This window comes from Agrobacterium sp. NPDC058088 (assembly GCF_042885035.1).
Classification (GTDB): domain Bacteria; phylum Pseudomonadota; class Alphaproteobacteria; order Rhizobiales; family Rhizobiaceae; genus Agrobacterium.
Genome location: NZ_JBHVSU010000005.1, coordinates 196,218 through 216,194 on the forward strand (window position 1 = coordinate 196,218; position 19,977 = coordinate 216,194).

Genomic DNA, 19,977 nt, shown 5'->3' on the forward strand with positions numbered 1-19,977 from the left:
CGCCATGGACCCGACAATAGCGTTACTTGCCGTCCTTGTCGCCATCTCGGCAGGAGCGCTCGCCTATGTCTTTCTCTTCCAGCAGATAGAGGTCGAAAAAAAGACCACCAGTCGCTTCAAGCGAGTACAGGCCGCTGAGACGGATCACGTCAATATCAAGGCCGCGCGCGATCGGGTCCAAGAACTCAGCAAGCGCCGCAAATCCATGCAGGACAGCCTGCGGGATATGGAAAAGAAACAGAATGAGAAGGCGAAAAAAGCAAAGAATGTCAGCCTGCGCGATAAGCTCGTGCAGGCAGGGCTGACAATTTCCGTTCGGCAGTTCCATCTCATGAGCGTCGGCGCAGGCGCCTGCGCAATCCTTATCGCGCTAGTGTACAATCTTTCATTGATGATTTCCCTGCTTATTGGCGGCGTTGCCGTTCTGGGGCTGCCAAGATGGGTCTTGGCGTTCATTTTGAAACGGCGGCAGAAAAAATTTCTTGAAGAATTCCCGAATGCGCTTGACGTCATGTGCCGTTCGATCAAATCCGGTTTGCCACTGAACGATGCCGTGCGGCTTATCGCCTCCGACGGGCAAGAACCCGTGAAAACGGAGTTTCAGCGGGTGGTCGACGCGCAGCAGGTCGGTATCGGGATTCCACAGGGGATAGAGCGCATGATGCTGACGATGCCGCTCTTCGAGGTCAGCTTCTTCAGTATCGTTATCAATATTCAGGCACAGGCAGGCGGCAATCTTTCGGAGGCCCTGTCCAACCTTTCCAAGGTCTTGCGCGACCGCAAAAAGATGCGCGCCAAAGTGAATGCCTTGTCCATGGAGGCGAAGGCATCCGCCGTCATCATCGGCGCATTGCCTTTCATCGTGATGATGCTGGTACATTTTACATCACCTGATTACCTCTCGATACTTTTCACAGATATGCGCGGACACATCATTCTGGGGGCATCCGCATTCTGGATGCTCATCGGGATTTTCATCATGCGGCAAATGATCAATTTCGATATTTGAGGGGCGATCATGACCGGAAATTTCTTCTCAGGCCTGACGAACCCACAGACGATCATCGCCATTCTTGTGACGCTCGCGGTTTTTGCGACCCTTTATACGCTGATCATGCCTTTTCTGGAGCGCAAAGATCTTGCCAAGCGCATGCGGGCCGTCTCGTCGGAGCGCGACCTCATTCGCAGCCGGGAGCGCGAACGCCTTGCGACCGCGACCCGCGAAGGCAGAACATCGCTGCGCAGTAACAATAATAAATCCGCCCGGCGCATCGTAGAGAAATTCAATCTTCGGGAGGTACTTGTCGATCAGAACACAATGACCAAGCTGCGCGCCGCCGGTTTCCGTTCTCAGAATGCGCTCAATACATTTCTTGCTGCCCGATTTGTGTTGCCGTTCATTTTCCTCGCGATCGCATTTACCTGGGTTTTCATTCTCGGAAATCTCGCGGACAAAGCTTTTGTCGTTCGGCTGATGGCTGTGCTTCTTTTCGGCTATATCGGTTTCTACGCCCCCAATATCTATGTTTCGAACCGCATGACCAAGCGGCAGGCGTCAATCAAGCGTGCCTGGCCGGACGCGCTGGATTTGATGCTGATCTGCATCGAATCAGGTGTGTCAATGGAAGCGGCTATGCGCCGTGTGGCGGAAGAAATGGGTGAGCAGTCACCTGAACTGGCAGAAGAGATGATCCTGACGACAGCGGAGTTGTCTTTCCTCCAGGACAGGCGCACGGCGCTAGAGAATTTTGGTATGCGCACCCAGTTGGACGGCGTCAAAAGTGTGGTGCAGGCGCTTATCCAGGCGGAACGCTATGGTACCCCGCTCGCTCAGGCGCTGCGTGTTCTTGCACAGGAAGGCCGCGACGAGCGCATGAATGAGGCCGAGAAAAAGGCGGCTGCTCTGCCGCCGAAATTGACCGTGCCGATGATCATATTTTTCCTGCCGGTCCTCATCGCGGTCATTCTCGGCCCGGCTGGTATTCGCGTTGCCGACACGTTCTGACGTAGAAAAAGCACTACGGATTTATGCAAAGCGGGAATTACCTACCTGCCGGGCTCTGCTGTAAATTTCTCAGAAAAATACATTAACCAGCCGGCTTGCCGTCTTTCTTCGCAAGCTGCTGCCAGGAATTCTGCTGTGAAAGCATCGCACGCAGATAACTGAGGTTAGCCTGAGCCTGCTGCGCGGAGAGTTCCTGCACCGCAATGCGTTCTGCTTCCGCAAACCGGCCCTGCAGACCTACCACAAGCGCAAGGTTCTGGCGGACGCGGCTATCGGCGCCCGGCTGGGCGATGGCCGATTGCAGATAGGTTTCAGCAGTACGCGGATCGCTCGACAGAACATAGGACATGCCGAGATTGGACAATACGCTCGGATCGTTCGGCTTGAGATCAAGTGCCTGACGATATCTGGAGCGTGCCTCATTGGAACGTCCGAGCTGGTCGAGCACGGCTCCCTCGGCGGAGTAGAGCCGCCAGTCGGGGCGATCAGGTGTCTGCGCGCGCTGGATGGTCGAAAGCGCCTGCTCCAGCTGACCAGCAGCCGCCTGCGACTTACCATAGGCTGCAAGCACTTCACGGTCGGCGGGATTGGCAATGGCGATCTGCTGCATGACCGCAAGGGCCTGGGTATTCTTACCGGTCATCATCAGTACGCTGGCATAATTCATGCCGACGGACTTGTCCTTGGGGTTGCGTTCATAGGCTTTGCCGGCGGTTTCTTCCGCCTGCCGTAGCTGCTCCATGTTCAGGTGGTCATAAGAGCGCGTGGCGGCGGGAATGGAGCCGGTGGACATGCGATCCGGCTTGTTGGTGCTCGCACATCCGGAAACGGCCAAAACCAGCGCTGCAAGACATACGCCCCGCAGCAACCCTGTCCGGCCTGTCTCACCCAAAGAAAATGCAGTCATGGCAGCGCCCCCGCCCGAGAATGATCGATCTTGCGCCCGACACACGACAGACTCACATGACGCAACTTTCGCTTAAGCAATAATCTGTTAACCCTAACAGAGCGTTAATCGCACCGATCCTCGACATTTACGGAAGCATACCATGGCGCCCTATCAGTTCATCGAACGCCCCACCCCTTTCAGCTCGAAGGCCGGCAGCACTTTGCCGGTTTTCGCCGTCACGCCCGCCCATATCGAACAGGGTGCCATAGACCCGGTCGCCCTGGACTGGGCCAAAAAGGCGGGGTTCAAGGCGGAAGCCGGCGCGGTTCTGCTCGTTCCTTCCGCTGATGGATCGCTGGGCGGTGTCCTTCTCGGCCTTGGTGGCAATCCTTCCGAAATTCCCTTTATCACCGGCAAACTCGCCCGTGAGCTGCCGGAGGGCGAGTGGCACATCGAAACCGCGCCCCTGACGGCCAATCGCCTCGCGCTCGGTTTCGGCCTCGGCAGCTACCGCTTCGACAAATACAAGACAACCAAGACCAGCGGGGCAAAGCTTCTCATTCCGCAGGACGCCGAAGACGGCGAGATCAAACGCATTCTGGCAGGTGTGTTCCTCGCTCGCGACCTCATCAATGTTCCGGCCAACGACATGGGACCGGACGAGCTCGAGATCGCCTTCCGGGCGCTTGCCGCCCACTACAAGGCCAAGGCGAACGTTACCACCGGCGATGATCTGCTGAAGGAAAACTTCCCGCTGATCCATGCTGTCGGCCGCGCCAGTGAAAGCGCGCCGCGCCTTCTGGAGATGAACTGGGGCAAGAAGGGCAATCCGCGACTGACACTGGTGGGCAAGGGTGTCTGCTTCGATACCGGCGGTCTCGACATCAAGCCAGCGTCATCCATGGCGTTGATGAAGAAGGATATGGGTGGGGCCGCCAATGTTCTCGGCCTTGCGCTGATGATCATGGATGCGAAGCTGCCGGTCGATCTGCGCGTTCTCGTGCCGGCGGTCGAAAATTCCATTTCCGCCAATGCCTTCCGTCCAGGCGATATCTATAGGAGCCGCAAGGGACTGACGGTACAGATCGACAACACCGATGCGGAAGGGCGTCTCGTTCTGGCGGATGCTCTGGCCTATGCGGACGAGGATGCGCCTGATCTGATGATCGACATGGCGACGCTGACGGGAGCAGCCCGTGTGGCGCTGGGTCCCGATCTGCCGCCCTTCTATACCGATGACGACGATCTGGCGCATGATATCGCTGAAGCCAGCATCGATACGGATGACCCGCTGTGGCGAATGCCGCTTTATATGGGATATGACAAGGATATCCGCTCGCGCGCAGCCGACATCACCAATGCGCCTTCGGGTGGCATGGGTGGATCGATCACCGCCGCCCTGTTCCTGAAGCGCTTCGTCACCAATACCAAACGCTGGGCGCATTTCGACATCTACGGCTGGTCACTTAGCGAACGACACCATTCGTCGATTGGTGGGGAAGCACAGGGCATCCGCGCACTCTTCCATTACATCGCACATCAATTCGCAAAGTAATCCGCTGAACGCGGATCGGGTTTCGACGGGCGCTTCCTCAACCGGAGCGCCCGGGCGCCTTAAACCAGAACCTTTTGTTCCTTGTGGTCTTCCTCGCCGAAGAACTTCAGGTAACGTTCGACTTCAGCCGGATCGCCGGTGGCCTTTTGCGGATTATCCGAGAGCTTCACAGCCGGTCGGCCATTGGCGTCGCTGACCTTGCAGACGATGGAAATCGGCTTGAGGCTGGCTATTGTCTTCGGCGCACAGCCGGCAAAATCATTGGTAAGATTGGTGCCCCAACCGAAGCTCATGCGGACGCGGCCTTCGAAGTGGCGGTAGGTATCGACGATGGCGTCGACATCGAGACCATCGGAAAAGATCAGCATCTTCTTGCGCGGGTCGCGGCCCATCTTCTGCCACCACTCGATGATCTTTTCGCCGCCTTCGATCGGCGGCGCGCTGTCCGGACGGAAACCGGTCCAATCCGCCACCCATTCCGGCGCGTTGCGCAGAAACGCCGCGGTGCCGAAAGCATCCGGCAGCACGATCAGCAGGTTGCCCCCATAGAGCCGGTTCCAGTCCTTCAGAACCTGATAGGGGGCGGCGGCCAGTTCCTCGTTCGTCTGCGCCAGGGCCGCAACTACCATCGGCAGTTCATGCGCGTTGGTGCCGACAGCTTCAAGATCGGAATCCATGGCGAGCAGGACATTGCTCGTACCGGTAAAGGCAGGGCCGATGCCTTCCTTCAGCGCCTCGACGCACCAGCGCTGCCACAGGAAGCTGTGGCGGCGACGGGTGCCGAAATCAGAGATGCGCAGGCCCGGCAATTCCCGCAAACGTTCGACCTTCTCCCACATCTTGGCCTTGGCGCGGGCGTAGAGGACATCCAGCGTGAAATAACCGAGCGAGCGCATGGCGCTGCGCGAACGCAACTCGTTGATGATCGCCAGCGCCGGGATTTCCCAGAGCGTCGTATCCATCCAGCGGCCATGGAAATTCAACTCGTATTGCCCGTCGCGCTTGAAAAGCTCGTATTCCGGCAATTGATAACTGGAAAGCCAGGAGAGGAATTCCGGCTCGAAAATCTGCGAGCGGCCGTAGAACGTATTACCCGCAAGCCAGATATTCTCCTTCTTGGAGAGACGCAGGGTGCGCGCGTGATCGAGTTGTTCGCGCAGTTCCCTCTCGTCGATCTCTTCCGCCAGCCGCACCGTCTTGGTGCGGTTGATCAGAGAAAACGTCGCATCGACCTCCGGATAAAGCTTCCAGATCATCTGCAACATCAAGAGCTTGTAGAAATCCGTATCGATCAGGCTGCGGACGATCGGGTCTAGCTTCCAGGTATGATTGTGGACACGGGTGGCTATATCGGTCTTCGTCATACTTGCATTCCCCAATATCGGCCAATGGTCAGAAAATAGCCGATCTCACTCCGCACCCCTGCAGGTATCAACCTGTCACGCGCAAGATTTATCTGAAAAAGCGATAACAAGTCCAGAGCGCCGGCGGCGGCAAATGCCTCACATGCCTGCTCGCGGGTCGATTTCCCGAAACCGCATTGTCGTTTTCGGCCCGGCGCTCAAGCGAGGCCACTTCAGAAGGTCGGGTCCACGGGATTGATGCCGGGATACCAGTCCTTGGAAACCGGATTTCTGCCGCCGAAACTGGAAATACCGTTTTCATCGGTGCAGCGATACCCCTGAACAGGAAGACCGCGGCTGCCGAAAACATCCCGGTAGGGACCTCGAGAGTATCCGGTCACGCCAAGTTCGCTATGGCAGTTATAGCGAACCTTGGGCTGCAGCGTTCGCGGGTCCTTGACGCCCGGCAGGTTTGCATAGGCATCCGGTGCGGGGGCAAAACCATTTTGAAAAACGGTCTGCGCCTGCGCCGAGGCGCTCAGCAAAACCGCTGTGACGATCGTTGCCAGTCGTGTTGCCGTTCTCGTCTTCATCGTTGCCAGTACCGTACCATCATCCAACCGATGTAGGCGCCGGCGGCTCTCCCACAAAGGGCCGGGCAGGCACATTTTCGTGAAAGCCGCTGTCTCAGCCTTCCAGGCGGCGGAAAGCCGTTGGCTTTTCATAAAGCCAGCCGATGCGCTCGATGGCCGCGTCAAGGTTTTCGCGTGCGACGTTCATCGTATGGCCATTGGCATGCAACAACGTTTCCTCGTTTTCCATGAGGCCGACATGGCCCTTCCAGAAAACGAGATCGCCGCGGGTCAATTCATCACGCTCGATTTCCACGCCCAGTGACTTTACCTGCATATCCGTGTCGCGCAGAACCCGGCGGCCAGTCATCGCCATGGAAAGTTGCACAAGGCCGGAGCAATCGATGCCGAAACCGGAGCGGCCACCCCAGAGATAGGGTGTTTCGATAAAGCGCAGAGCGACCGCTACATAGTCTTCTTCAAGCGCCGCACCGACGGCCCGGCAATGGGCGGCAATGATGCCCTCGCCTTTTTCGGTCATCAGGTAGCGGGTGCCGCGCGTCTCCCCCTCGCCGACAATGCGGATCAGGCTGCCCATGGACAGCGCCGCCACCGGCGGTTTGCGCAACTCCGCCGAGGGATAAAGGAATGTGCGCGGCGCGATGATCTGATGTGTGGCGGCGGCAACGTCACCGATAGCCGATTCCGGCATATAACCGGCATAACCATCAGCATCCGCCTGCACCCACGCCCAGCCATTCGCCCTGTCGAAAACACGCACCGTTTCGCCACAGAGAAGTTCTGTGTCTATTCCGGTGGCGAGATCAGGCGTCGGCCGCAGACCGATGACAGGTGCGATGACCTGTGCGGGCGCACCACTGACGAAACGTTCGGCCTCTACCACACCCTGTAATTTCGCATCGGCGAGATCGGGGCGAAAGACATTCAGGCGGCGGTCGAGCATCATGGGTTCACATCCAGGGGTTAGATCTTGCGTGCCTGATCAATAATCAGATCGCCGAATTTTTCCAGATAGAGCGCACCGGCGACGGTGCGTTTTATCACGACATTGCGCCTGTCCCGCTCATCCCGAACCCGGTCTACCAATCCCAGCGCTCCGAGACTGTCGAGTGCACGGGTGATAACCGGCTTGGTGACACGTAGCGTGGCGGCGAGACCCCGAACGGTGTGCGGCGGCGGCACGAGATAAATCTGCAGCAGGATGGCCGTCTGACGCAAGGTCAAATCCGGCTGATCGTCAATGACCTGCGCCGCGGATACGCGGTGCCAAAGCCCCAAGGCCTCCGTGGGCGACAATTGTGCAGGCAAGTCGGTGACCCTTCCCGTCGTTGTTCCACTGTTTTCATGCAACGCAGTGGAAAACTCAAGAACCATCCGCACAAACAAAACCGCCGCGCGGCGCAGACCTTGGAAGATCGCGCGGCGCGGCGGCGTTTATTGACCCGTTTTCCAGGCTTTTACGTCCCCTCTGGACTTGCCAGATGAGAAGCAGGAAGCGTGCCAGTTTTATTGCGGCGCACAAAATAAAAGGAAAACAGCCACTTGGAGCAAATATCCATCTTTGTGGCCAAATTTTCCTCAAAGAATAAACAGCAACAAAAAAAGGCAGTCGGAGAGATGATGCTCAAAAAATGCCTTCCGCCTCAGCGGCGGAAGGCAGGGATGAACGGAGATCAGATTTCCGCACCGCGCGCCGCGTCAGCCGCATCGGCACTTTGCTGCCGGTTATGCCGGATCGACGACCAGAGCGAAATGCCGATCAGGGTCGCGCCACCAAGACCGGTGATGACCTCCGGTATATGGAACATGGTCTGCACATACATGATGACCGACAGGATGAGGATAGCGTAGAACGCGCCGTGTTCCAGATAGCGATACTCAGCGAGGGTTCCCTTCTCCACCAGCATGATCGTCATCGAGCGCACATACATCGCGCCGATGCCGAGGCCGATGGCGATGATGAAGAGGTTCTGCGTCAGTGCGAAAGCACCGATTACACCATCGAAGGAGAAGCTGGCATCCAGCACTTCGAGATAAAGAAACGCGCCGAAGCCGCCCTTTGCAGCGCCTTCCAGCATTTCCTGGCTGCGATCGAGAATGCCGCCGACAACTTCCACCAGAAGGAAGGTCAAAAGACCCCAGATCGCCGAGTGGAAGAAGGTGTTAGCCGCAACCGGACCGAGTTCGGGATTGTCGCTGGCGCCAATGATGCGGGAAAAGACCAGCATCACAATAAGCACAAAAGCGATCTCGATGCCCTTGACGGAGGAATAGGTCGCAGCCTTTTCCTCGATCCAACGCACCCAGTGCACATCCTTCTCATGGTCGAAGAAGAAGTTAAGACCGACCATCATCAGGAAGGTGCCGCCGAAAGCCGCAATCGGCAGATGGGCGTCACGCATGATTTCCGCGTAGCGCTCCGGCTGCGTGGCCGCCATCACGAGTGCCGTCCAGGGGCCGACATTGGCGGCAACGACGACAATGAGCAGCGGGAAGACGATACGCATGCCGAAAACAGCAATGAGAATACCCCAGGTCAGGAAGCGATGCTGCCAGACCGGTGTCATGTCCTTGAGCTTGTTGGCATTGACGATTGCATTATCGAAGGACAGCGAGATTTCCAGCACGGCAAGCACCGCGCAGATGAAGAAGATCGTCGCTGTGCCACCGATCGTGCCGGTCATTTCCCAGCCGAGGTAACCGCCAAGGATCAGACCCACGACGGTGACGATAAATGCCCACTTGAAGTAGGAAAGCGTGGTTTTCTGGGCGGCGCTCATGTCCGGTCTCCTCCGATAACGATGAGGTTCACGGACCGACGCAGGACGTCAGGCCGCACGCGAAAAGCACGCGCGCGAAGCACATTCAGGTTTTTCATAGTTTTTAATCCGCCGGCCAATTTTGCAGGCGGTACCGACATCGCGAGAGCGCCGTAAAACTCTCGCCAGAGGGGCCCGGCACCTTTGTTTCCTCTGCCCTTGCGAGACAAATCATCGCAGGACCCCTTCTTACTTCCTGAAGATCACGCCTTCGTCAAGTCCCGTGATTGTCACCACAGCGTACTGGAAAGATCAAACCTGCTCCGAAGCCAGTCCTTCGGCGGTTTCGCGACGTCGCTTGAGTGTATTTTCGCGGAAGAAAATATAAAGTCCGGAAAAAACAATCAGGCCTGCGCCGACAACGATACTGGTCTGCGGCACATCGTTGAAGAACAGCCAGCCGAAGACCACCGCCCAGAGCAGCAGCGTATATTGCAGCGGTGCGACGGTGGCGGCGTCAGCGAGCTTCAAGGCCCGGTTCACCAGTACATGCGCCGCCATGGCGACCACGCCAAGCAGGCTGAGAAACGCCAGATCGAAGCTGGACTGGACCGGCATCCAGCCAGAGGGGGTCATAAACACCGCAAAGATGCCCGCAAGCCCTGCACCGATGATCTGCCAGAAGGCGAGCACGGTATCCGGCGTGTTACGCAATTGGCGACCGGACAACATCATGAAGGCGAAGGCAGCACTGCCGAGAATGGAAAAGAGCGCCGCGGAAGTGAGGCTTGCCGAACTGGGTTTGAGCGCGATGAGAACACCGACAAATCCGATGGCAATGGCCGTCCAGCGGCGCCAGCCAACCTTCTCTCCAAGCAGAAACGGTGCCAGGGCGGCCACATAGATGGGCGCTGCCAGCCAGTAGGTCATCACATCCGCCAGCGGCAGGCTCGCCACTGCGAAATAGAAACAGAAAAGTTCAGCTGTTGAGAAGAACACGCGCGCCACCTGAAGGCCGGGCCGCTCAATGTTCACGAGGCCGGAAAGGCCTGCCCTCCAGACGATCGGAACGAGAATGACAAGCGCTGCCGCACTTCTGATAAGGATGACCTGACCTTGGCTATAGGTCGATACAAGCCATTTTCCCATGGCGTCGTTCAATGCAAAAAGCAGCATTCCAAGCAGCATGACGGCCACGCCGAGGCCAGTCGGCGAAAGCTTTCTTATCATAGTCGACATGTCAGATTCCGATTTCTCCCAATAGCTGCATTGGTCGTCCAGCCGGCAGCCATTTGTCAAGCCCGGAACCAGCCGGCATCAGCAATTAATAGTACTAATAAAAAGAGCGGCTAATCTCAGATGAAGATTCGCCGCTCTTCCCCGACCAGTTCCTGGAGAAAATCGACGACCGTGCGGACACGGACCAGCTGGCGGGCAGATTCGTGATAAGCCGTCCAATAGGAGCGGCTGATACCGAGATGCGGCATGATCCGCATAAGTTCAGGATATTGCCCGGCTATGTAATTGTGCAGGATGCCGATCCCTGCTCCGGACCGCACCGCCTCCGTCTGGCCGGTGGCACTCGATATCTCGAAGGCCGCGTCCCAGTCGCGCATGATCTCGCCGGTATAGTTGAGCGAGGGTGAAAAAATCAGGTCCTCCACATATCCGATCCGCCGATGGCGCTTCAGCGCCTCAATATCACCCGGTGTTCCGTAGTCGGCCAGATAACGCGCCGAGGCATAGAGGCCCAACGAATAGTCGGTGAGTTTCGAAAACATCAGCCTGCCCTGCTCCGGCCGCTCGATGGTGATAGCGATATCGGCCTCGCGCTGCGACAGGGAAAAGGACCGCGGCACCGGCACAAGCTGGATTTTCAGGTCGGGATAACGGGCCGTCAGTCTGCCAAGCCTTGGCGCAAGGAAGGATACGCCGAGGCCATCGGGTGCGCCGATGCGCACCGTTCCCGCCACAGCCGTATCGACACGACCGAGATTTGCCTGGGCATTCAGCATTTCGGTTTCCATGCGTTCGGCCCCAGCAAGAAGGCGCTGGCCCTCTTCCGTCAACTCGCAGCCATTGGTGCTTCTCAGGAAAAGCTGTGTGCCGATTGCCGTTTCCAATGCGGAAATACGGCGGCTGAGGGTGGCGTGATTTACACCGAGCTTTCTCGCCGCCGAAAGAAACTGGCCGCTTCGCGCGACGCTCAGAAACAACCGCACATCATCCCAGTTCACAGCACCCTCCTTATGTCTATTTTTGCACAATTGATGCTTATTTCAGGCGATTGATTTGTGCAAATCGAAAGGTAATGCTGCATCATCATATTCTGGAGGAACACCCATGAAGGAAATCGGTCATTTCATTAATGGCAAGCATGTGCCGGGCACCAGCGGCCGCACATCGAATGTCTACAACCCGGCGACCGGCGAAGTGCAGGCGACCGTGGCACTTGCGAGCGACGCCGAACTGCGTGCCGCCGTCGAAAGCGCCAAGGCGGCACAGCCGAAGTGGGCCGCCACCAACCCGCAGCGCCGGGCTCGCGTCTTCTTCAAATTTGTCGAGCTTCTGAACCGCGACATCAACGAGCTGGCAGTGCTGCTTTCCAGCGAGCATGGCAAGACCGTCGAGGATTCCAAGGGCGACATCATCCGCGGTCTTGAAGTCTGCGAATTCGTCTGCGGCATCCCGCATCTGCAGAAGGGGGAATTTACCGAGGGCGCAGGTCCGGCCATCGACATGTATTCGATCCGCCAGCCGGTCGGCATCGGCGCGGGCATCACCCCGTTTAACTTCCCCGGCATGATCCCGATGTGGATGTTCGCGCCGGCGATCGCCTGCGGCAATGCCTTCATCCTGAAGCCTTCCGAGCGCGACCCCTCGCTGCCGATCCGCCTTGCTGAACTGATGATTGAAGCCGGTCTTCCGGCCGGCATCCTGAACGTCGTCAACGGCGACAAGGGTGCCGTCGACGCCATCCTCACCGATCCCGATATCGGCGCGGTTTCCTTCGTCGGATCGACGCCAATCGCCCGTTACGTCTATGGCACCGCCGCCATGAACGGCAAACGCGCACAGTGCTTCGGCGGCGCAAAGAACCACATGATCATCATGCCGGATGCCGACCTCGATCAGGCGGTGAACGCACTGATGGGCGCCGGTTACGGTTCGGCCGGCGAACGCTGCATGGCCGTTTCCGTTGCGGTTCCGGTTGGCGAAGAGACGGCCAACCGTCTCGTTGAAAAGCTCATTCCGCAGATCGAAAGCCTGAGAATCGGCCCCTATACAGACGACAAGGCCGATATGGGTCCGCTCGTCACCAAGGAAGCACAGACGCGCGTCAAGGGCCTGATCGACAGCGGTGTCGAACAGGGTGCGAAGCTGCTGGTCGATGGCCGCGATTTCAAACTGCAGGGCTATGAAGACGGCTATTTTGTCGGCGGTTGCCTGTTTGACCACGTCACCCCTGACATGGACATCTACAAGACGGAAATCTTCGGACCGGTTCTGTCCGTCGTTCGCGCCAAGAATTACGAAGACGCGCTGGAACTACCCATGAAGCATGAATATGGCAACGGCGTAGCCATCTTCACCCGTGACGGCGATGCGGCCCGCGATTTCGCAAGCCGCGTCAATATCGGCATGATCGGCATCAACGTTCCGATCCCGGTTCCGCTTGCCTACCACTCTTTCGGCGGCTGGAAGGCTTCGAGCTTCGGTGATCTCAACCAGCACGGCACGGATTCGATCAAGTTCTGGACGAAGACCAAGACGATCACGTCGCGCTGGCCGTCCGGCATCAAGTCGGGTGCCGAATTCGTCATGCCGACGATGAAATAATCCCAGCCAGACGGTAGACAAAATAAAAGCCCCGTTGTTATCGCAGCGGGGCTTTTTTCTGGCGCTCGGAAGAGCGACTGAGAAGCATGCGTGACGGTCAGTTCGTCGGTCCGTCGTTGAAACCCACCTCATCCACCAGCTCCGAAGCCTCCTTGCGGTGGGCGGCTATGTCCGTCAGCGGCAGCTTGTCTGGGTTGATTGGGCCGAAACCCTTCACGACGTCGGAAGGCTCCGCGCCGGGCAGCACCGGATATTCAAAGACCTGCTTGGCGTAGATTTCCTGCGCTTCCCGCGATGCCAGGAATTCCATCAGCTTCAGCGCATTGTCCTTGTTGGGCGCATATTTCGTCAGCGCCATTCCGGAAATATTCACATGCGTGCCGCGATCACCTGCATTGGGGAAAATCACGCGCACGGAGCGCGCCCATTCCTGCTCCTCCGGTTCGCGATCATTGGTCAGCATCAGACCGACATAATAGGTATTGCCGAGTGCGATATCGCATTCGCCGGAAAAGATCGATTTCGCCTGGCTGCGGTCAGTTCCATCAGGCTTGCGGGCAAGATTGTTCTTCAGGCCAGTCAGCCATGTGCGGGTGTAATCGACGCCGTGGTGGGCGATCATCGAGGCAATCAGCGCGATATTATAGGAATGCTGGCCATCACGAATGCAAATCTTGCCCTTCCATTTAGGATCGGCAAGCTCCTCATAGGTGATGTCCTTCTGGGTCACCCGTTCCTTCGACGCATAGACAACGCGTCCGCGTGTCGTCAGACCAAACCATTCGCCCTCGGGATCACGCAGATTGGCGGGAATGTCCTTTTCGACAACGGGATCATTGAGGACCGGCTGGGTGACCTTGCCCTCTTTCGCCTCGACGAGACGGGCGATATCGACCGTCAGGAGCACATCTGCCGGTGAATTGACACCCTCTGCCTGAATACGTTCCACCAGCCCCTTGTCGAGAAACAGGACGTTCGTCTCGATCCCTGTCTCCTTGGTAAAGGCATCGAGCAGCGGCTGGATCAGTTCAGGTTGGCGATAGGAATAGACGTTAACTTCGCCCTCTGCCCGGGCGGCAGGCGCGAAGGAAAGGATCGTCAGCCCTGAAAAAACGGCAGCGGAAAAGTAGGATTTCAAGCTTGCCATTAAGAATGCCTCCATTACATTCGATTCTTGACTTGTTTGTTCATGAATCATGAGGGCGGTCAACACGGCTGTTTGAGAAATCTCGGATGGAAGCCAGTTTTTTCAGTTTCTGGAATTGTTCTAAACTGAAAAAGAGACTATATAACTCCACATTGAGAGTTAGGAGACCAGCATGCGTTTGACCAAACAGACCAACTATGCCGTTCGCATGTTGATGTACTGCGCTGCGAATGAAGGCAAGCTGAGCCGCATTCCAGAGATCGCCAGAGCTTACGGTGTATCTGAGCTGTTCCTGTTCAAGATCCTTCAGCCGCTCAACAAGGCGGGCCTTGTTGAAACCGTGCGCGGCCGCAATGGCGGCGTGCGCCTTGGCAAACCCGCCGACAAGATCAGCCTGTTCGACGTGGTCAGGGTGACGGAAGACAGCTTTGCGATGGCTGAGTGCTTTGAGGATGGCGCCGTGGAATGTCCGCTCGTGGACAGCTGCGGTCTGAACTCGGCGCTGCGCAAGGCGCTAAATGCCTTCTTCGACGTGCTCACGGAATATTCGATCGACGATCTCGTCAAGGCGCGTCCGCAGATCAACTTCCTGCTCGGGATCGATACGGAAATGCCAAAGATTGCCGCACTTCCGGCGGCCTGATCGTCCTTTGATCTATCCCGCAATCATCAAGCCCTTGGCCATAGGTCAGGGGCTTTTTTTGTTGAATAGGCATGAAATCTAATATTTTCAGCCCTGCGTGTTGACGTCACGGAACGAAGCGGCGCATTTGGTCCCCGAGCTTTTTCAAGCAACCAACCAGCGTCGCAATGATCATCAAGCCTGAATTCCATACATTTGCCCTCACCGCCCTTATCGGCAGCATGGGCGCATTGCTTGCAAGCCTCCTCAACGTTCCCGCCCCCTTTCTTTCGGGACCGGCGCTCGCTGTCACCATGACAGGGCTTGCAGGCGTAAAGCTTGGAATTCCCACCTTCATCCGCAATGCCTGTTTCGTCGTCGTCGGCATTTCCATGGGAACGAGCGTTACCCCCTCGGTCCTCGATGCCGCAAAGACATGGCCCTTGAGTTTCGGCGTCGTGCTCGTTGCCGTCGTGATCATGCTCTATGTCGCCTACTGGATCCTGCATTACGGTTTCGGTTACGACCGGACGACGGCAATGCTGGGCGCCTCCCCTGGTCATCTCAGCTACATCATCAGCCTCGGCGCCGAGACGAAAAGCGACCTTGCGACCGTCAGCATCGTGCAAAGTGTGCGCGTGCTGGCACTGACGCTTTCCGTGCCGCTGATCGTCGAGTATTTCGATCTGGTCAGCACGGAACCGTTGATTACAAATCCGCCAATGGGCGTGCGTACGCTAGCGCTCACCATCGCCGCCTCGCTTCTGACCGGGTGGCTTTTCCTGCGCTGGAAATTTCCCGCCGCGCTGCTGCTTGGCGGCGTTGCGATCTCCATCGGCACGCATATTACCGGCCTCACCGAAGGCGGTGTGCCCACCTGGCTGAGCCTACCGGTCTATGTGCTGATCGGCTGCCTGATCGGCACGCGCTTTTCGAATGTATCCCTGATGGAGGTGCGAAAGGGCTTTCTGGCCGGCTTCGTGGTCACCATTGCCGTGATGGTAATCGCAGGCAGCATTGCCTGGCTGATTTCGCATGTGACAGGCGTTCCGCTCAATGCCGTCGTGATCGCCTATGCGCCTGGTGGTCTTGAAACCATGGCGGCAATGGCCGTGATGATGCATGCCGACACCGCCTATGTCGGTTCGCATCATGTTATCCGGCTTCTGTTCCTGTCCGTGCTCATGCCGCTCGTCATGGGCAAGGATGCCCGCAAGCGGGACGACGACGCCTGACGAGGGCCGGCTATCCGTACCCTCAGGAGCCATTGATGTGAAAATCTGGATGGCGTGCAACCTTTTTTCGTTCCGGCCGTTAATACTCTGCCGCAATTGCGGCGGCGATCTTTCGCCTGTTCGACAGGCTGACCCCACCGGAGGACTATTTATGAACCGCTTGATGACGTTGACGGGCGCCGGACTTGCGCTTGCTTTTTCTGTTTCCCTCGCGCAGGCGCAGGTGGTGGTGTCGTCGAAGATCGACACGGAGGGTGGCGTGCTGGGCAACATCATCCTCGCGGTTCTCAACCAGAACAAGATCGAGACGACGGATCGCATCCAGCTCGGCGCCACCCCTGTGGTCAGAAAAGCGATCACCGCGGGCGAGATCGATATCTATCCCGAATATACCGGCAACGCAGCCTTCTTTTTCTCCAAGGCGGATGACCCGCTCTGGAAGGATGCCGCCAAAGGGTATGAAGAGGCAAAGAAGCTTGACTATGACGCGAACAAGATTGTCTGGCTGACGCCATCGCCGGCCAACAACACCTGGGCGATCGCGCTGCGTAAGGATGTTGCCGACAAGAATAATCTGAAGACGCTTTCCGACTTCGGCAAATATGTCGCAGATGGCGGTACGGTGGTTCTTGCCGCCTCCTCCGAATTCGTCAATTCCGCCGCCGCCCTGCCTGCGTTTCAGACGACCTATGGTTTTAACATGAAACCGGATCAGCTGATCACGCTTTCCGGCGGTGACACCGCGGCGACGATCGCGGCGGCCGCGAACCAAACGAACAACGCCAGTGCAGCCATGGTCTATGGCACGGATGGCGGCATCGCGCCTTCCGGCCTTGTGGTTCTGGAAGACGACAAGCATGTGCAGCCGGTCTATCAACCCGCGCCGATCATTCGAGAAGAGGTTCTGAAAAAGCACCCCAATATCGAAGAACTGCTGAAACCCGTGTTCGAAAAGCTTGATCTCGCGACCCTGCAGGATCTGAATGCCCGCGTGCAGGTGGGTGGCGAGCAGGCGAAAACCGTGGCGCTCGACTTTCTGACCAAGAACGGCTTCGTCAAGTAGCGGCTCATGACGCCGGAGGAGGATCATGGGGGCGGAAGCGTTCTCATGATCCGATCCCAACTCAGGGTACAGGGGGCAGGAATTGACGAAATGGCCTGACAAGGTGGGCGTGCTGATTTCGTGCCTGCTTCTTTATGCGCTTCTTGCATCACCCTTCATGACGTTTCGTGCCAACCGGATCGTTCAGGGGGAAACAAGAACAATCTTCGAGTCCCTCCCGTCAACAGCCGCGACACTCCTTGCGGCCATCATTATTCTTGCGACCGTCATCGCCTTTTTCCGCTTTCCCGCACGGCTGAAACTCGCAACTGCTCTGGCAGGTCTTGCCGCGCTCTCGGTTTTCGTCGGACAGGCTGCCTCCTTTCTCACGCCGGAAGGAAACAGTTTCGCCCGCGTCTCGCCGTCGAGCGGTTTCTGGTTGCTCTTTGCCGGGCTGGCTTTGCTCGCCACGGACTGCATCGCGCGTCTTGAGCCAAAACCCGCCATCCGGATCCTGTTGTTGCTGCTGGCGACCGCCGCACTTTCCGCAGTGCTGGCAAGCGGTCTCTGGAGCGAACTCTCCATCATCAAGGAATATACCGGCCGGGCCGACATATTCTGGACCGAGGCCGTGCGGCATGTGGAGCTCGCCATGGGTTCGCTGATCGCGGCGACCGTCGCGGGTATTCCGCTCGGCATCCTCTGTTACAAGGTCGAGCGCCTGCGGGCAGGGGTTCTCAACAGTCTCAACATCGTCCAGACCATTCCCTCCATTGCCCTGTTCGGCCTTCTGATCGCGCCGCTCGGATGGATTGCGGCCACCGTGCCGGGCGCGGCGAGGATCGGCATTGCCGGCATCGGCATGGCGCCGGCCTTCGTGGCGCTGTTTCTCTATTCGCTGCTGCCGGTCGTTTCCAATACAGTGGTCGGTCTTGCCGGCGTTTCCCAGGCGGTCCGGGAAGCAGCGCGCGGGCTTGGCATGACGCCTGCGCAGCGGATGCTGCGGGTGGAATTTCCGCTCGCCATGCCGGTCATCCTCACCGGCATCCGCATCGTTTTGGTGCAGAATATCGGGTTGGCGACAATCGCAGCCCTGATCGGCGGTGGCGGATTTGGCGTTTTCGTGTTTCAGGGCATCGGACAGACAGCCATGGATCTCGTGTTGCTAGGCACCGTGCCGACGGTTCTCCTCGGCTTTGCGGCCGCAATCACACTCGACGCCCTCATAGATAGCAATCTCTTCAGCGCAGGCAGAAGGCAAAGAGCATGATCGAGATCGACACCATCACCAAACGATACGGCGACACGACCGTCGTGGACCAGGTATCATTGACCGTCGCACCGCGCACCGTCACCGTCATCGTCGGCACCTCAGGGTCGGGGAAAACTACGCTGCTACGCATGATCAACCGGCTGGTGGAGCCGACCTCCGGCGCAATCCGGATCGACGGAGAGGATGTCAGCGCCATACCCGGTTTCAAGCTACGCCGCCAGATCGGTTACGCCATCCAAGGGCATGGGTTGTTTCCTCACCGGACGGTGGCGGAAAATATCGCGACCGTGCCGCAGCTGATCGGCTGGGACCGCAAGCGCATCAAGGCCAAGATCGATGCGCTCATGCATCTTTTCCAGCTTGATCCCGGGCTCTATGCGGATCGTTTTCCGCATGAGCTCTCAGGCGGCCAGCAGCAGCGTGTCGGTGTGGCCCGCGCACTGGCCGCGGAACCGAACATTCTCCTGATGGACGAACCCTTCGGCGCGCTGGACCCGGTGATCCGCGCCAAGGCTCAGAACGACCTTCTCGATATCCAGAAGAAACTCGGCGTCACCATCGTTCTCGTCACCCACGATATGGACGAGGCTTTCCATCTGGCCGATCGTATCGCGGTGATGGACAAGGGCCGCATCGTGCAGGATTGCCCGCCAGCAGAGCTGGTGCTGAAACCGGCAACGGATTTCGTCCGCACCATGATCGGCGAAAACGAACGCGCGCTGAAACTGCTCTCGGTTCTCTCGGTCGCCGAGATCGTGGAGCCGGGAAGTGCGGAAGGTGTGCCGCTCACCGAAGACACCAGCCAGCGCGATGCCCTGTCTGCCATGTTATGGGCGGGCTGCGATGTCCTGCCTGTGATAAAAGACGATGGGCAGCCCGCGGGCCGGGTGCGGCGTGACGTTCTTCTCCAGCGTGCCACCGGCGCCCCATGAAAAACGTCTTTTCTTTTCTCTCTCTCGGGCTTCTGGTGCTGGTGCTGATCATCTTTCTTGCAGCACCGCAAATATTCGCGCCGATCTTCCGCCCTCTCGTGCAGGCCAATGCCCCCGCCATCTACACGCAGGCCAATCTCTTATCCCTGACACTCTCACATCTGAGCACTGTTGCGATCGCGACCGGACTGGCGACGCTCACGGCGGGGGCGCTTGCGGTTCTCGTCACCCGGCCTTTCGGGGCGGATTTTCTGCCGCTGTCGCGCAGCATCGTCAATATCGGCCAGACCTTTCCGCCGGTGGCGGTTCTGGCACTCGCCGTACCATTAATCGGGTTTGGCGAGAAACCCACGCTTATTGCACTGTTCCTCTATGCGCTTCTGCCGGTGTTCGAAAATACGCTGACGGGAATCACCACCCTGCCCGCCACGGTGATGGATGCCGCCAGAGGCAGCGGCATGACCGGCTGGCAGCGGCTCATCAAAGTGGAGCTGCCGCTTGCCCTTCCTGCCATTCTCGCCGGTGTCAGGCTCTCGGCGGTCATCAGCCTTTCCACCGCGACCATCGGTTCGACCGTTGCCGCCCGCACGCTCGGCGAAGTGATCATCGCCGGCCTGCAATCCAACAATCTCGCCTTCATTCTCCAGGGCGGTTTGATCGTTGCGGCGCTGGCGATCCTGATCCACGCTGGCTTTTCCGCACTGGAAAGGTCCGCAGCCCGCAAAACCGGCCACTGACACAG

The 19,977-nt window shown here is 58.1% G+C and carries 19 protein-coding genes; 10 read left to right on the top strand and 9 right to left on the bottom strand.

Annotated elements, in window-relative coordinates; genetic code table 11:
- The first annotated feature begins 4 nt into the window (after nt 1–4).
- Together ACFVTJ_RS16065 and ACFVTJ_RS16070 are read left to right on the top strand one after the other, a co-directional pair.
- Nucleotides 5–1,009, top strand: a complete 1,005-nt coding sequence (locus ACFVTJ_RS16065; protein WP_386908980.1) for a type II secretion system F family protein — start codon at nt 5–7, stop codon at nt 1,007–1,009.
- A gap of 9 nt (nt 1,010–1,018) precedes the next feature.
- Nucleotides 1,019–2,005 (top strand): type II secretion system F family protein, encoded by a 987-nt coding sequence (locus ACFVTJ_RS16070; RefSeq protein WP_386908982.1) that lies wholly within the window; start codon nt 1,019–1,021, stop codon nt 2,003–2,005.
- An 82-nt stretch (nt 2,006–2,087) separates the two neighbouring features.
- Here ACFVTJ_RS16070 and ACFVTJ_RS16075 read toward each other — a convergent pair whose 3' ends face one another.
- Nucleotides 2,088–2,912, bottom strand: a complete 825-nt coding sequence (locus tag ACFVTJ_RS16075) for a tetratricopeptide repeat protein (protein WP_386908984.1) — start codon at nt 2,910–2,912, stop codon at nt 2,088–2,090.
- A gap of 142 nt (nt 2,913–3,054) precedes the next feature.
- Here ACFVTJ_RS16075 and ACFVTJ_RS16080 point away from each other — a divergent pair, with 142 nt between their 5' ends.
- Nucleotides 3,055–4,449, top strand: a complete 1,395-nt coding sequence (locus tag ACFVTJ_RS16080; protein ID WP_386908986.1) for a leucyl aminopeptidase family protein — start codon at nt 3,055–3,057, stop codon at nt 4,447–4,449.
- 59 nt (nt 4,450–4,508) lie between these two features.
- Here the strand turns inward: ACFVTJ_RS16080 and pncB are convergent, their stop codons facing one another.
- The 7 genes from pncB to ACFVTJ_RS16115 form a co-directional block, all read right to left on the bottom strand.
- Entirely contained in the window at nt 4,509–5,813 is a 1,305-nt protein-coding gene (gene pncB / locus ACFVTJ_RS16085; protein WP_386908988.1) for a nicotinate phosphoribosyltransferase, read from the bottom strand.
- 212 nt (nt 5,814–6,025) lie between these two features.
- Nucleotides 6,026–6,385 (bottom strand): hypothetical protein, encoded by a 360-nt coding sequence (locus tag ACFVTJ_RS16090; protein WP_386908990.1) that lies wholly within the window; start codon nt 6,383–6,385, stop codon nt 6,026–6,028.
- 94 nt (nt 6,386–6,479) lie between these two features.
- Complete coding sequence (locus ACFVTJ_RS16095; protein WP_386908992.1) at nt 6,480–7,331, bottom strand: C40 family peptidase; 852 nt, start codon at nt 7,329–7,331, stop codon at nt 6,480–6,482.
- 17 nt (nt 7,332–7,348) lie between these two features.
- Nucleotides 7,349–7,693 carry a MarR family transcriptional regulator gene (locus tag ACFVTJ_RS16100; RefSeq protein ID WP_386908994.1) on the bottom strand — a complete coding sequence of 115 codons (345 nt, stop codon included), beginning with the start codon at nt 7,691–7,693 and terminating at the stop codon, nt 7,349–7,351.
- A 365-nt stretch (nt 7,694–8,058) separates the two neighbouring features.
- Nucleotides 8,059–9,165 carry a DUF475 domain-containing protein gene (locus ACFVTJ_RS16105; protein WP_306018145.1) on the bottom strand — a complete coding sequence of 369 codons (1,107 nt, stop codon included), beginning with the start codon at nt 9,163–9,165 and terminating at the stop codon, nt 8,059–8,061.
- A gap of 291 nt (nt 9,166–9,456) precedes the next feature.
- Nucleotides 9,457–10,383: a DMT family transporter gene (locus tag ACFVTJ_RS16110; protein ID WP_386908997.1), complete on the bottom strand. Its 927-nt coding sequence runs from the start codon at nt 10,381–10,383 to the stop codon at nt 9,457–9,459.
- 116 nt (nt 10,384–10,499) lie between these two features.
- Nucleotides 10,500–11,381, bottom strand: coding sequence for a LysR family transcriptional regulator (locus ACFVTJ_RS16115; protein WP_386908999.1), 882 nt, complete (start codon nt 11,379–11,381; stop codon nt 10,500–10,502).
- A 106-nt stretch (nt 11,382–11,487) separates the two neighbouring features.
- Between ACFVTJ_RS16115 and ACFVTJ_RS16120 the strand changes: the two genes are divergently transcribed.
- Entirely contained in the window at nt 11,488–12,984 is a 1,497-nt protein-coding gene (locus tag ACFVTJ_RS16120) for a CoA-acylating methylmalonate-semialdehyde dehydrogenase (protein ID WP_386909001.1), read from the top strand.
- A gap of 97 nt (nt 12,985–13,081) precedes the next feature.
- Here ACFVTJ_RS16120 and ACFVTJ_RS16125 read toward each other — a convergent pair whose 3' ends face one another.
- Nucleotides 13,082–14,131, bottom strand: coding sequence for a Fe(3+) ABC transporter substrate-binding protein (locus ACFVTJ_RS16125; protein WP_386909003.1), 1,050 nt, complete (start codon nt 14,129–14,131; stop codon nt 13,082–13,084).
- Nucleotides 14,132–14,303: 172 nt separating this feature from the next.
- Between ACFVTJ_RS16125 and rirA the strand changes: the two genes are divergently transcribed.
- The 6 genes from rirA (at nt 14,304) to ACFVTJ_RS16155 (ending at nt 19,972) form a co-directional block, all read left to right on the top strand.
- The gene (gene rirA / locus ACFVTJ_RS16130; RefSeq protein ID WP_386909005.1) at nt 14,304–14,774 is read left to right on the top strand and encodes an iron-responsive transcriptional regulator RirA; all 471 of its coding nucleotides are present in this window, start codon (nt 14,304–14,306) and stop codon (nt 14,772–14,774) included.
- Between the two features lie 167 nt (nt 14,775–14,941).
- Entirely contained in the window at nt 14,942–15,988 is a 1,047-nt protein-coding gene (locus ACFVTJ_RS16135) for an AbrB family transcriptional regulator (RefSeq protein WP_386909007.1), read from the top strand.
- Between the two features lie 151 nt (nt 15,989–16,139).
- Nucleotides 16,140–17,051: an ABC transporter substrate-binding protein gene (locus ACFVTJ_RS16140; protein ID WP_386909009.1), complete on the top strand. Its 912-nt coding sequence runs from the start codon at nt 16,140–16,142 to the stop codon at nt 17,049–17,051.
- Between the two features lie 82 nt (nt 17,052–17,133).
- Complete coding sequence (locus ACFVTJ_RS16145; RefSeq protein ID WP_386909011.1) at nt 17,134–18,300, top strand: ABC transporter permease; 1,167 nt, start codon at nt 17,134–17,136, stop codon at nt 18,298–18,300.
- Nucleotides 18,297–19,235 (top strand): ABC transporter ATP-binding protein, encoded by a 939-nt coding sequence (locus ACFVTJ_RS16150; RefSeq protein ID WP_386909013.1) that lies wholly within the window; start codon nt 18,297–18,299, stop codon nt 19,233–19,235. Before ACFVTJ_RS16145 ends, ACFVTJ_RS16150 begins: the two co-directional genes overlap by 4 nt.
- Nucleotides 19,232–19,972, top strand: a complete 741-nt coding sequence (locus ACFVTJ_RS16155; protein WP_386909015.1) for an ABC transporter permease — start codon at nt 19,232–19,234, stop codon at nt 19,970–19,972. Before ACFVTJ_RS16150 ends, ACFVTJ_RS16155 begins: the two co-directional genes overlap by 4 nt.
- Nucleotides 19,973–19,977: the final 5 nt, after the last annotated feature.

Excerpts from the sequence above, each read along its gene's own strand:
- ACFVTJ_RS16065 (WP_386908980.1), top strand. The coding sequence starts at position 5 with ATGGACCCGACAATAGCGTTACTTGCCGTCCTTGTCGCCATCTCGGCA.
- ACFVTJ_RS16070 (WP_386908982.1), top strand. The coding sequence starts at position 1,019 with ATGACCGGAAATTTCTTCTCAGGCCTGACGAACCCACAGACGATCATC.
- ACFVTJ_RS16075 (WP_386908984.1), bottom strand. The coding sequence starts at position 2,912 with ATGACTGCATTTTCTTTGGGTGAGACAGGCCGGACAGGGTTGCTGCGG.
- ACFVTJ_RS16080 (WP_386908986.1), top strand. The coding sequence starts at position 3,055 with ATGGCGCCCTATCAGTTCATCGAACGCCCCACCCCTTTCAGCTCGAAG.
- pncB (WP_386908988.1), bottom strand. The coding sequence starts at position 5,813 with ATGACGAAGACCGATATAGCCACCCGTGTCCACAATCATACCTGGAAG.
- ACFVTJ_RS16090 (WP_386908990.1), bottom strand. The coding sequence starts at position 6,385 with ATGAAGACGAGAACGGCAACACGACTGGCAACGATCGTCACAGCGGTT.
- ACFVTJ_RS16095 (WP_386908992.1), bottom strand. The coding sequence starts at position 7,331 with ATGATGCTCGACCGCCGCCTGAATGTCTTTCGCCCCGATCTCGCCGAT.
- ACFVTJ_RS16105 (WP_306018145.1), bottom strand. The coding sequence starts at position 9,165 with ATGAGCGCCGCCCAGAAAACCACGCTTTCCTACTTCAAGTGGGCATTT.
- ACFVTJ_RS16110 (WP_386908997.1), bottom strand. The coding sequence starts at position 10,383 with ATGTCGACTATGATAAGAAAGCTTTCGCCGACTGGCCTCGGCGTGGCC.
- ACFVTJ_RS16120 (WP_386909001.1), top strand. The coding sequence starts at position 11,488 with ATGAAGGAAATCGGTCATTTCATTAATGGCAAGCATGTGCCGGGCACC.
- ACFVTJ_RS16125 (WP_386909003.1), bottom strand. The coding sequence starts at position 14,131 with ATGGCAAGCTTGAAATCCTACTTTTCCGCTGCCGTTTTTTCAGGGCTG.
- rirA (WP_386909005.1), top strand. The coding sequence starts at position 14,304 with ATGCGTTTGACCAAACAGACCAACTATGCCGTTCGCATGTTGATGTAC.
- ACFVTJ_RS16135 (WP_386909007.1), top strand. The coding sequence starts at position 14,942 with ATGATCATCAAGCCTGAATTCCATACATTTGCCCTCACCGCCCTTATC.
- ACFVTJ_RS16140 (WP_386909009.1), top strand. The coding sequence starts at position 16,140 with ATGAACCGCTTGATGACGTTGACGGGCGCCGGACTTGCGCTTGCTTTT.
- ACFVTJ_RS16150 (WP_386909013.1), top strand. The coding sequence starts at position 18,297 with ATGATCGAGATCGACACCATCACCAAACGATACGGCGACACGACCGTC.
- ACFVTJ_RS16155 (WP_386909015.1), top strand. The coding sequence starts at position 19,232 with ATGAAAAACGTCTTTTCTTTTCTCTCTCTCGGGCTTCTGGTGCTGGTG.